Here is a 12,223-nt window from a genome sequence, read left to right on the forward strand (position 1 = left end):
AGTTATTAGTTTTTTTTGTTAATTAAAATAGTTTTATTCTTTTCAGATAAAAATAAAGTGCAGCCCCTACGATAATTAGGATACTACCTATAATTACCCACACCCAAGTACCGAATGTAAATCCAGATGATTTCACTTCGTTAGATACCGCCCTTATTTCATTAGCCACCTCATTTATTGTTCTTTGAGATACAGCGTTTCTTGCTAACTCCTGTACTTCATTAAGACGCTCCTTTACTTCTTTTTTCTCTGTTGTATGTTGATTGCTATTCTTGAAAGATTTAACCGAGAATTGAGCATTCCCCTTTATGATGATGCTTTGTAAAGTATCCTTACCCTCTACTTCGTGAAAGACAAAGGGCGTTTCAGGTTCGGTATTTCCAAAAATTTCAATCTTCTTTTCTTGATGTTTAGAATGTTTATCAATCTGAAGTTTATCTTGCACTTTAGTTGTTTGTTCCTGCTTAATTTCTCTAACAGAAATGCTGTCTTTTAGTTTTACTTCCACAGTTTTACTTTGGATATGTGCGTCCGTCTTCTTCCTCGTCCGACAAGAAAACAAAAGAAGTACAGCAATTATCAATAAAAATTTACTCTTCATATTTTTTAGTTTTAAAGGTTTCTAAATCTGCTTCTTCATTAAACTTGCGTAATTTTTTCATCCACCCGACTGGTGGAAACTTTCCATTGGTTAGAATTGATAAATTCCCCATTGCACTTCCCGCAGGGTAGAGTAAAACCATTAGTTGGAGCAATACTTTGAAATAGATGGCTATAAAATCAACATCTTTGACAATTTGATGCACCATTTCAAACAGAACATATCCTACAATTACGCTTGTGGTTTTCCCAAATAACCCATAGACATTTTCTTTAAATGAAAAATCCCTTTTCCTCCAATGCACCCAACTACCTAAAATATGGTCTAAAAACAACGCCACAAAAACAAAGGTCATAAAGATTTTGTTTTCTATGTACCAACCGATAAACCGCTCCGTAAGAGATATTCCTATGGCTGGTGCGGCAGCTAATTTTATCGTTCCTAGTATTTTTTGGCTTGCAGTTCCTGTATGTATATTCATCAGATTAGTGATGATAAACTCTTTAATCATAATGTGCGTCTTTTATTAAAAATTTGCCAAAGTTTTCGGTTTTTCAAATACTCTAAATCGTTTTGATTCTCATAAGCCTCTTGTTCAAATATGATATTCCGATAGGCTTCTCTATGGTTCTTATACTTTATTAAGTTCCATAGGTAGTTTAGCCCATACCAAACGAAAAAAGGCAAAATCAGTAACTCTAATTGCTGTCTTAGATGTATTTTTTCGTGATTCAACAAGTACCTGTTACTTTGATACTTTTTCTTCTTTAGAAAGATGAAAGGAAACACCGCCATTGCGGTGTAACCTCTCGGTACTAAATACTTACTTATTATTACCATCTTCTGCCTCTTTTTTTTCAACTTCAAAGCCGTTGATGATTTCTAAGATTGTATCTAAGACACTATTGACTACTTGTAAATCTTCTACATTTTTCACTCCTTGACCGTTTAATGAAAAACCTCCGCCCTTAGAGTAAGAACCTGATAGATTATTCCCGTCTTGTAATTGAGTGCTGAAATTGACCATTTGGGGAGTTTTATTATTGTAATCAGTTTCGTACTGATAATAAATTTGTTTCTCCCCAATGCTTTCCATTAGCGTTGTTGCTACTCTCTCATTTACTTTTTGTAAGTTTTTTGTTTTCATAGTTTTATTGTTTTTAAAAGTTATTATTATGAATAATTTGTTATTATACCTTTTCTAATGGTAAGCCATACTCCCCCCAAAAATAATTCTCCTGTATATCCTACCTCTCCACCCACACGAATATCTCCCGATTCTATATTTAAGGCAGTAGCATACTGTCCGTCAGCCCTTATAGATAGGGCGTTGTAGGGCGTATAATTGTTCACATCACGCCCCCAGAGCCGAAGTATATTGTTTTTATTTCCGTTTAAAATACTATCATCATTATTGATGAGAGCATAGCTTTCTCTCCCAGATGAAAGACTTTTTTTATATGAAAGTATGCTTCCAGATGACTTTATTTCTAAATAGTCGTTTGGGTCTGCTATTCCTTGCCCCGAAAGTGTATTTCCGCTAATATTGAACCTTGCTATTTTACCACCCGTAATTTCCATATCAGAGCCATAAACTTTCCCATTATCCAGCACCCTAAATGGTGCATTATGCTTATTGGCATAATTGCTACCTGCTCCAAATCTCACGCTCATTGCTCCCTCGTCGGTAATACCACTAATAAAAGCGTTTTGATTAGCTTGGTTGCTTCCGACTGACATCAAGTTAGCCATCATCAATCCGCCTTGTATAGAAGAGAAGTTGTCGGTCTTATTCTTTACATCAGATAACGAAGTCTGCATATTGCTTATCCCTTGTTTAAGGTTAGCAAATAGTGTGTCCAAGTCTTCGGGGGCAGGCGTCCAATCGGTAGCTTTGTTACCTTTCTCTAACTTCCAATTTCTATGGTAAATTTTTGCAGTTGACGGTACACTTCCCTCATTATTCCATATCGCATATATGCCCATAAAACGAGTGTTGTTATATGGACTGTTTTCTATTTTTGTCCAAACATTAGCTGGACAAAATTTTCTATTATTCTCCCAAAGACCTATATACATATCGTGAGTGGGCTTCACTTCCATTGATTGGATAGTTTCCTGCCCTGTGAGGTCTTCCGTGAAAACACTTATATTATTGAGTAAATGAAAATAGGTAGAAATATAAAAATTACCATTATTCACACTTGTTCCAGAAACCCATTTCACTCCATTTTCCTCTCCCTGTGTTAATTCCCACACTCTTCTGTTGTTGTTGAACATTCCGTATCCTTTCGAGGCGTTTTTAATATAGTTTCTACCACCAACTACTATTGAACTGATGGCACTATTCAATTGTGAGGTTGTTGCTCCTCCGCCGTTACTCACTATCGCCGAAGCGTTTAATAGCTCTGTTTTGATATAGCCTCCTTGTACTATCGTACTACCCAACATCGCTTTTTCTACCGAGTTCTGCCACGCCATTGTGCCGAGGTTATCCAATTGGTCGGCTTTCGCTTTTACAGCGTTAATTTCTGCCTGTACATCTTCAGGAGCAGGCGTCCAATCAGTAGCTTTATTACCTAGCTCTATCTTAACATTACTTACTTTGTAAGGCAAATTACTATAAGAATAAGTCTCAAATCTCAGACGACGAGGCTGTCCATTGTTTACTCCTGCAAGTTTGAAAATATGACTTATCCTTGTTTTTCCTGCACTTACAATACGACGAGAGGAAGATGCAGAAGCAACTAAACTTGTTCCGTTACTGTTATATATCGCTAAATCGTTATCTTCATTAGTTTCTATATCTGCGGAAAATACCACCTCTTTTCCTATTAGCTCTGGATTATCATTATAGATGGTATCATAAACATTATATCGTCCTGTTTTTTCAATATTTGATTTCAATACCAAATTTCTGCCTCCTACACTCACCGCATCTACCGCTTGTTGTATAGCACTCCCAACTTCCACATAACCATTACCGCTTTTGAACTTAATCGTTCCTGCTATTTCCCCACTATCCAAATCAAAATAGGTTTGTCCGTTGAGCGATTTAATTCTCCCTGCTGTTATTTGCCCTCCGTGCATAAATACATTACCGTACATTGCTTCTGCTTCTCGTTTACTGTCTTTTGGTGTGTAGAGTAAGTAACACAAGAAGTAATAATAATCTGACCGACTATCAAACCTTATCTGCTCGGTGGTGATATACCACATCGCATTACTACTTCCTCTTGAACATTTCGCATAAACGTAATAAACCTGATTCAATAAATCATTACGGCTGTATGGTAGTAAATTCCACTCTCTAATATCGTCTTCTAAAGAAAAATGAACCAACTTCCCACCACTAATAAATGTTCTTGCAGGATTACCCTCTATATTAGGATTCAGACTTATATTTTCTAATGCAAATTGTTGGCTCTTTGCTCCAACCGAAAGCATATTGGCTTCTATACTCTCTGGCTTGATATGTGTAGAGTCAAAGTAACCCTCTACATCAAAGACACTTTCTCGAAGCTCTTGCAGGTTACGATAACCGTTCAAGTAATTTCGTCGGTTAATTTGTTCCTGCGTTTTTATAACCGTTTTAGTATCTTTAATATCGGTAAGCAGACTTGCTACAAAGCTGATTTCGTAAGTGTCCGCAATGCCTATTTTGTAATTATATTCATCTAATAAGTCCCTCGTAATATCTACTATGCGTGTCGTTTTATCTATTTTAAGCGGTTCATCTATCACACGGATATAATCCCCAATTTTAAAGAAAATAGATGTACCATCACCTATCTGTTGAAGATACAGAGGGTCTAACTCTAAATTATATTTAAGGTTGTTTACCGATTGTTTTTCGTATTCCTTTTGTCCCTCTTCAAGGAGCTTGTTTTCGGAATTAGTAATGTACTGTTCAGGTAGAGCAATATCCAACAAGGTAACCTCATCGCCAACCGCAAATGAAAACACAGAACCTGCTTCTGGAAACTTTTGTCCTCTTTCGTCTGTAAATTGCTTTACTCTAAAAGTCTTAGTAGCGTGGTTATATCCTCCGTTTTTAAGCAACTCAAATTCATATCCTGCCAAATTTCCTTTGTTTATATGGAGCTTCGCGGGAGTATCGTTTAATAAATACTTTGTTCCGTTGCTGTCAGTTTCGTTCAGGTCAAAGTCCATATTAGAAACCTCTATCTCTTGCGAGCCGTTTTCCAAATTGGTAACGCCTGATACTATCCCCTTAAAAGTAGGTTTGATGTCGTCAAAATTTTTAACGCCCTCTTTTAAGCCGAACAATTTTACCTTAGCATCGTCCTGAATATATTCCTTTCCGTGAGAAATAGGCAATCGCAAACGCTGTGAATAATCTCGGTATCCGCTTTTAATATTATTCGTTGAGCCGAAAACATAAAGACGGGTAATCACATTATCATTCACATTTACTCTACTTAAAGAATAAAGCCCATTTCCTTTTCCATATTCAAAGGTTTGGTTTAAAGTTTCGCCTATTTTCTTAATGTTGAGCGTGTAAGATTTTCTCTCTAAATCTTGCTTGATTTCAAACTCGGTATCGTATTCCTGACATATTTTTTGTAAAACCGCTAAACAGTTTTCATTATTAAAAGTCAGCGTTTTAGTTTCCGTGTTTTGTGGATATTCACCCAAAACCCAAGTAAAATCTGAAATGGAATTGATATTTGTGATTAGCGTCGTAAGGAAAATGTTTATTTCTCCCGTTAAAGGAAAATCCGCCGTATTTTGGAAACCTTGAGCGTCCAAGTTGAAATACACCTTATCTCTCAATAAATACTGTACTCCCTCAAAAACTAAATCATAGGCATAATACCCTTGCTCCTTTTTTACCTTTGGTGCAGAGTTGAGAGTATATTTTCGGTTTTCATATTCTATATGGTTGCCTACTTGTAAAGCAAGAGGAGTTTTGCTTTCTACGGTGATGTTTATTACATCTTCTGATAACAAAGATTGTCTATGTTCGGCTTTGGTAACCGAACGCAAAGGCTTCCTATTATTAAGGTTAAGGGGCTTATCTCCTTGTATGACTATAAACTCCATAATTCTTCTGCATTGGTTTGTAGGTTAGTAATTTCGTCTATGTTTCCTGATATTGTAATATAATGAGTGTCTTCAGGGGCAGGCGTACAGTCAGTTGCGTTGTTGCCTTTTTCCACTTTTACATCTTTAAACCAAACTGTATTGTTGCTAAATACTCTTAGTATAAAGATGAAATAGGCAGCGTCAGACTGTGTCCTTATTGTGAAGTTCACATATTTATATTCTGAATTAACAGGGAACTCCCTGTAATTATCAGAATAAACAGCCGTATAAGTACCATTTTCTTTCATTTCTAATGCGTAGAAAAAGGCAGAACCTATCCCCTTAACAAAGGCTGATATTGTATATTCTGTGTTTTTCTCACATTTTATATTTTGGTCTATTTGATTGTAATCTTGTCCATCTATTGAGGTTATCTTAACTGCTCTTTCATTAGGTAGAAACTCTGCTTGTGGATACCCTTTGCTCCAATGTTCTCCACCGTTTTTAAATTCGGTGTTGCGAGCTAGGTTTCGACCATAAAAACCATAGCCACTTAACTCTCTACTTGGCACCGCCTTATTGATTGTTATATTCCCCTTTCTTGTTTCGTTTATTCCGTCTATGTTTATATCTACCCAAGATTGAGCATTAAAGGATAATTGCAAATCGCTACCGATAAGTTTAAATACTTTTTTGATAGGGTTGGGGTCTTTCATTTTCAAAGTGAAGAACCCCACCATTTTACCCTCTTTAAAGGATTTTTCAAGTTCTACTCCGCCAGAAAGGTAAACATCAAATACTAAAGCGTTTCCTAAGTATTCTATAACCAACCTCTGTAACCCCTCTTTGTCAAATTCTGACAAAAGGGTATCAAAATTGGTTTTCATTTGCGACCAAGTTTCGCCCTCAACCCAACCTTTCAACTCAATTTCTCTCTCGTCGTATTTGGGCTTGGCTAAATCTACCGCTTTGCCGTGATACTCCGCCCAATCGTAAGACCGTCTAGATTTTAACTTAGGTTTATCCAAAAGCCCTTTGGATTCTGAAATAAATACTCCAAAATCTTTAAAATATTTGCTATTCAGAATGTATAAAACTTCCTTTGTCATCTTCTAAATATTTTCACTTTAGCATGGTCTTGTTCTTCTACAATAACCTCTGCATTATCCAACACTGTTACAAATATGATAGCGTTATCTTTCGCCGTGATTTTCGCCTTAGAGTTCCCCCTTAAAATGAGAGAGGAAACACTAAAATCGCCGTAATTCAGCTCAACATTAGAATAGCCGAAAAACGCCATTTTAGACATTGTTTCAACTTTTCCCAAAGCATCTAAGAATAATCCGTATTGCTCTGTTTCTCCTCTGAAATAATGGAGCATTTTCTCGCTTGGAAAATTGTTTTTTAATGCCCAATCATCACCCTTGAAAAACATTCTACATAATGTCTCCAAAGTAGGATAGCATTTCATTTCATTATACCACTCTTCGCATAGCCCTTGCTTTTTAGCTTGTTGTATGATGTCTTGTAGTTTCATATTTCGTTTTTTTAAATAAAATTTCATTTTATGAAATAATTTCGTACATTTGTCTTATGGTTATTATTTCAAAAGCCCCACTAAAGAGGTATCTAAATGACCGACCTGACCATAGCATAGAGGTTTGGCGTTGGTATCTCGTTGTAAAAGATGCTGATTGGTCTAATTTCGCAGAAATGAAGCAGTCTTTTAATAGTGTAGACAGTGTAGGCAATGGTCTATTTGTCTTTAATATAAAGGGCAACCATTGTCGTATTGTTGCTAGGGTTATTTTTGGAGCAAGAACCGTATTTGTAAAATTTGTGGGTACACACGCTGAATATGACAAACTAAACTTTAAAAAGTTATGAAAATAAACACTAAAAAAGACTATCAACGCTACTTGCAAGAGGTAGACGAATTGATGAAAAAAGGAGAGGAACTTCTGACTTCTACAGAACTTAACCGTATTAGTGTTTTGTCTTCTGCTTTGGAGGAGTACGAAGATGCTTTTTATCCCATTGCACAACCTAAAACTCTTCCCGAAATGGTAGAGCTTAGATTGTTTGAGAAAAAGATGTCTCAAACCGATTTTGCAAAAGTTTCTGGAATAAGCCTTTCCAAAGTGAACCAAATTATAAAGGGAAATCGTAAGGTAGATATTCCTTTTGCTAAAGCGGTTTACCAAGTATTGGATATTCCTGCTGATTTTGTACTGTCTCATTCTTAATATCATAATCCTAGTCCTCTAGTGTCGTTAGATTTTATTTTTGCGTTCATTTCTGCGAGGTCTTTTCTCATTTGATAAAGGTTTCGGGTGTTTTCCTCTATTTTCATTAGGTTAAGTAGCGAAGATTTCGCAATGTCTAACCCAAAGCCTTGATTTTTCTGTATTTCTGCAACGTGAATACGGATTGCATTAAATTGCCCTGCGAGTATCCCTGCGGTTTCCTCACTCATTCCCCTCATTGCTCCCGCCAAGGAGTCCGGGTCTTCAAGTTCTTGGAATCCCTCATAAACATTCGACATCCCTTCCAAAAATTTCCGCCCATTCTCAGATATGGATTGCCACATACTTTTAAGGCTTTCTATCTCCCAATCCTGAAACCCATCAAAACTTCCATTGCCTTTTTCATCAAACCCGGCGTAACTCCTTGCCTTTTCATAAAATCCCTTCATCTCATCTTGAAGAAACAAATCCAACTGATGCCTCGCTATCCCCCTCAACATATTGTTGAACGCCTTATCCAAATCTTTCAAACCATCCTTCCCCCGCAAAAAAGAATCCTCCAACACATCTCCAATTTTGGCAGCCATTTCGGGAATATCGGTTTGAAGAACATCCTTTATAATGCTTTCTTCAAGGTCTTTAATCGCTCGTTCTGTCGCCTTATACTGGGCGTTGTACTCGTCAATCTTTCCCTGGTCTTTTTTCTTTTTCTGACTTTCCGCATTCTTAGCGTTTTGTATCGCCTGCTGCTGTTGCCTCAAGTTTTGGATTAGCTCCCGCTGCCCCTTTTGCTTTTGAGATCCGAAAGCCTTATCAAGAGCGTGTGATAACTCATCATACGCGTCTTTTAGCTTTCTTATGGCTTGTTCTTGGCGCCTTACCTCCCTTTCTCTTCTCTTATCGCCGTTTAGAGCTTTAAAAATGGAACCTATCAACTTCAATCCCGCACTTATCATTCCAGCGATATTTCCAGACGAAATACTTTTTGCTAAATCAAAAGCCGCATTACCGACCGCTGTAATATCCTCGATAGCATCTTTTGTAGCATCGTCCATTCCGCCAAAAGCATCTGCTAATTCTGTTACTCCTTGTATGGTAGCGTTGAATATATCCTGTCCTTTTTGCAACTGTGCATTAAGCAACTGCTTAGCTTTTATGGCTTCTTGTTCGGCATCGGTCATCTTCCTGTAAGCCTCTTGGGCTTGAGGGCTATTTTTACCGAACTTATCAACAGTAGCATTATATTCGTCTTGGGCGGTTTTTGCATCTTTATTGGCTTGTACATAGCCTTTAACTCCAGATATAATGCCTGTAAACGGATTATTTCCTGCCTTTGCTCTTAGCTTATTCAAGGTGTCGTTAAGCTCCCTTAACTCCGTAGGCTCTAGGTTCTGCTCTTTGGCTCTTTTAAAGTCTTCAAAGTTCTTGATAACCCTTTCAATGGTACTTTGACTCATATACTCCAAATCAGAGAAAGCCAACGCCCAATCGCCAGATTCTTTAAAAGCGTCCATATCTAATTTGGACTGCTCTTTCTTATAATGCTTGTCTATCTTTTTCTGCTCTTCTGGAGTGGCATTTTTGTATCTTTCTGTGGCTTTGAGGGCTGTGTATTCTTTTTGTAACTCAAGGCTTTTTTCTTCGTATGTTTTTTGTTGCTCCAAAAGGTCTCTGTAAAACTTATCGTAGTCCTTTTGGGCTTCCTTTAAAGCCGAAGCATAGGCTTTGTTTCTCTCTAAATTATCTTCTTCTGTTCCGCCTAGTTGTAAACTTTTGGCTTTTTTAAGTTTATCTATAAGCTCAGCCCCTTTATATTTTTCTTTAAGTTCTGAAATTCTATCATTAACGCCTTGCATAAAGGTTTCTGTACCATTAGCGTTTTTCAATTCATTTTCAATGAAGATTAAATCTATAGTAGTTTGTTCTGTCGCTTTTTGAGCTTCTATTAGCCCTAGATAAGCCTTTCTTTTTTCTTCTAAGACTTGGACATAAGATTTGTCCTTTAGGTCAGGAAATAGATTATTTACCGTATCCTCATTGATGAGTTCGGGTCTATTCATTCCTATTTGTAAATACTTATCCCTAAGATTGATTCTTCTTTTGAGTTCTGCTAGTTCTTCTTCTGTGGATTTTATCCTAAACTCTTCCTCAATTTTAGCTTTAGCTTCATTAAGGACTTTGAGTTCCTCTAGTGCTTTATCCTTAGAAACCACCTGCCCTGTTTCATACTCTTTTCCATACTTGTCTTTCCCTCTTACCTTAACTTGATAATTTCCGTCTTTGTCTTTAGTGGCTCTTTCTAAAGCATTATTCCAAAGGGAAATACGCTCTTCTAAATCCTTTATTGAGTTCTTAGAATAAACCTCTGCTAAGGCTTTTTGGTGTGCTTTGGCTTTTTTCTTGGTTTCGTTTGCCGTATTGGATAAACTCGTTTGTTGTTTTTTAGCTTCTTCTTCCTCTCTTTTTTGCCTATCAGCATTGTATTTGGCAGAAATTCTTTCTTGTTCTTCCGCCATATCTGCAAATACTTGAGTTTGTTTTTCTGTTTCTTTTTGATACTCCTTTAGGCGTTTATTTACATCAACGAATTGACTAGCCAAAGCCTTTTTATTATCCTCTCCTCTGAATGTTACAATGTTACTTTTTCCAAACTCATCTCTGCCATAGTTTACAGTTTCATCTTTCCAACCTTCTTTTTTACCCTTTCTGTATTTTTTTAGAATTTCTTCTTTCTTGTTGATGAGTTCTGCTTCCCCTTCTAATCTCTCTTTTTCTATTTCTTCTATTTTGGAACGAATAGCCCTTGCTTTAGCAGATGCTATGATAGCCTCACGAAGAGAATTGTATGCATTAGCAGCTTTACCTGCCATAATGATTTCAGCAGATAAGTTTCCAAAATAAGAAGGATATTCATTTTGAAGTCTTTTTGTAGCAGCTAATCTTTCCTCCCTTGATTTTTTATCATCTGTTGCAACTTTATATAATTTCCCAAGTGTAGAAATTTCTTCAGTACCCTTTTGGTCTATCTCGGATAAAGTCTCGCTTAACTCTTTATTTATCTCATCGTATTCATTAGTTATGCCGATTAGTTTTTTTATTTCATCTCCATAGGTTACATAAGTAGTAGCTAAAAGACCTATTAGAGCTATAATAGCACCTATTGGGTTAGCTGATGTAGTAAGATTAAACAAGGCTTGTGCATCTTTTGCCGTTCTGATTGATTTGGCTAACGATAGCCAATTTGATATAGCCTGTTGGGCAATTTGTGCTTTTTGTAATACAGAGGTTACAATTAACGCCGCACGATACGAGCCATAAGTCGCCACTAAAATGGTTAAAACATCTATAACATCTTCGTAATGCTCCACCAAATAGGTTGCTCCTTCAATACCGCTATTCAAAAGCCCCTCGCTACCTTCGCCAATCTTATTCAGCATTTGGTCAAAAGCGTCTTCCAAATTAGCTACTTTTCCAGATAAGGTTTTGGATTGCTCCTCCACTAGATTAAAGAATAATCCCCCCTCATCGGTCATATTCTTTATTACCGCTTGAACCTCTGGAAAACCTATTTTTCCTGCAGAAACCATATCTTTAATCTCTGCCTCGCTTTTACCTAATACTTTACCCAACTCAGAAAGAATAGGGATGCCCGCATTCATAAATTGGTAAAGGTCGTTGGTCATCATTTTGCCTTGTGCCTTTACTTGCCCATACACGTGAATAAGCTGTCCCATAGGAACTCCTAGACCAGCGGCAATATTCCCCATTCTTGTAAGGGTTTCTGTTACCTGTTCGGCAGGAACTTGAAATGCTAATAACCTTTTTGCCCCCTCTGTAACATCGTTAAGACCGAAAGGCGTTTTGGCGGCTAAATCCACCATTTGCCCCATTAACTCATTAGCCTTTTCCTTGCTTTTGAGCATTGTGGAAAAGGCAATCTCTGTCTTTTGGAACTCGCCCCTAACATTTATTAGTTCACGAGTAAAGCCAATTAATGCTTGTCCAGAAAAATAGCCTGCAATACCAATAGATAAATTTTTAAATGAAGTATCCATTTGGCGAGTTTGTTCCTGCGTTTTTTGATTAAGACCTAAAATATCTGCTTGTATCTCCCTTAGGTCTTTACGCCATTGGGTCATATCTATTGCTGCTCCAAAAAATAATCCTCCGTTATTGGTATTCATTGTAAGTTATCAGTTTACTTACAAATTTACTTTAAGTAGGGGAGGGTTAAAATAGCAAAATCAGTATGTTATGCGGAAAAATTAAGTTTTTGATTTTAAAACACGCTTTTAAAATCAAAGCGGAGGTGTTTTAGTGTAATTTA

Annotated in this window: 10 protein-coding genes; 2 read left to right on the forward strand and 8 right to left on the reverse strand. The window is 36.9% G+C overall.

Features of this window, described 5'->3' with window-relative positions; all coding sequences use genetic code 11:
• Positions 1-22 precede the first annotated feature (22 nt).
• The 7 genes from RA0C_RS00585 to RA0C_RS00615 are packed head-to-tail and all read right to left on the reverse strand — an operon-like array spanning position 23 to position 7,187.
• Positions 23-601, reverse strand: coding sequence for a hypothetical protein (locus RA0C_RS00585; RefSeq protein WP_013447228.1), 579 nt, complete (start codon positions 599-601; stop codon positions 23-25).
• Positions 591-1,112, reverse strand: coding sequence for a hypothetical protein (locus tag RA0C_RS00590; RefSeq protein ID WP_004917822.1), 522 nt, complete (start codon positions 1,110-1,112; stop codon positions 591-593). Before RA0C_RS00590 ends, RA0C_RS00585 begins: the two co-directional genes overlap by 11 nt.
• Positions 1,109-1,441, reverse strand: a complete 333-nt coding sequence (locus RA0C_RS00595) for a hypothetical protein (protein ID WP_004917824.1) — start codon at positions 1,439-1,441, stop codon at positions 1,109-1,111. Before RA0C_RS00595 ends, RA0C_RS00590 begins: the two co-directional genes overlap by 4 nt.
• The gene (locus RA0C_RS00600; RefSeq protein WP_004917828.1) at positions 1,425-1,748 is read right to left on the reverse strand and encodes a hypothetical protein; all 324 of its coding nucleotides are present in this window, start codon (positions 1,746-1,748) and stop codon (positions 1,425-1,427) included. The genes RA0C_RS00595 and RA0C_RS00600 overlap by 17 nt, the downstream gene beginning before the upstream one ends.
• 26 nt (positions 1,749-1,774) lie before the next feature.
• Entirely contained in the window at positions 1,775-5,668 is a 3,894-nt protein-coding gene (locus RA0C_RS00605) for a phage tail spike protein (RefSeq protein WP_013447229.1), read from the reverse strand.
• The gene (locus tag RA0C_RS00610) at positions 5,656-6,759 is read right to left on the reverse strand and encodes a galactose-binding protein (RefSeq protein WP_013447230.1); all 1,104 of its coding nucleotides are present in this window, start codon (positions 6,757-6,759) and stop codon (positions 5,656-5,658) included. The genes RA0C_RS00605 and RA0C_RS00610 overlap by 13 nt, the downstream gene beginning before the upstream one ends.
• Positions 6,756-7,187 carry a hypothetical protein gene (locus RA0C_RS00615; protein ID WP_004917834.1) on the reverse strand — a complete coding sequence of 144 codons (432 nt, stop codon included), beginning with the start codon at positions 7,185-7,187 and terminating at the stop codon, positions 6,756-6,758. Before RA0C_RS00615 ends, RA0C_RS00610 begins: the two co-directional genes overlap by 4 nt.
• 56 nt (positions 7,188-7,243) lie before the next feature.
• Here RA0C_RS00615 and RA0C_RS00620 point away from each other — a divergent pair, with 56 nt between their 5' ends.
• Positions 7,244-7,537, forward strand: a complete 294-nt coding sequence (locus RA0C_RS00620; protein ID WP_004917835.1) for a type II toxin-antitoxin system HigB family toxin — start codon at positions 7,244-7,246, stop codon at positions 7,535-7,537.
• On the forward strand, positions 7,534-7,896 hold the full coding sequence (locus RA0C_RS00625; protein WP_004917838.1) for a helix-turn-helix domain-containing protein: 363 nt from the start codon (positions 7,534-7,536) through the stop codon (positions 7,894-7,896). Before RA0C_RS00620 ends, RA0C_RS00625 begins: the two co-directional genes overlap by 4 nt.
• 2 nt (positions 7,897-7,898) lie before the next feature.
• On the opposite strand, the gene RA0C_RS00630 is transcribed toward RA0C_RS00625, so the two are convergent.
• Complete coding sequence (locus RA0C_RS00630) at positions 7,899-12,080, reverse strand: tape measure protein (RefSeq protein ID WP_013447231.1); 4,182 nt, start codon at positions 12,078-12,080, stop codon at positions 7,899-7,901.
• Between the last annotated feature and the right edge of the window lie 143 nt (positions 12,081-12,223).

It is taken from the genome of Riemerella anatipestifer ATCC 11845 = DSM 15868 (assembly GCF_000252855.1).
Lineage (GTDB): Bacteria > Bacteroidota > Bacteroidia > Flavobacteriales > Weeksellaceae > Riemerella > Riemerella anatipestifera.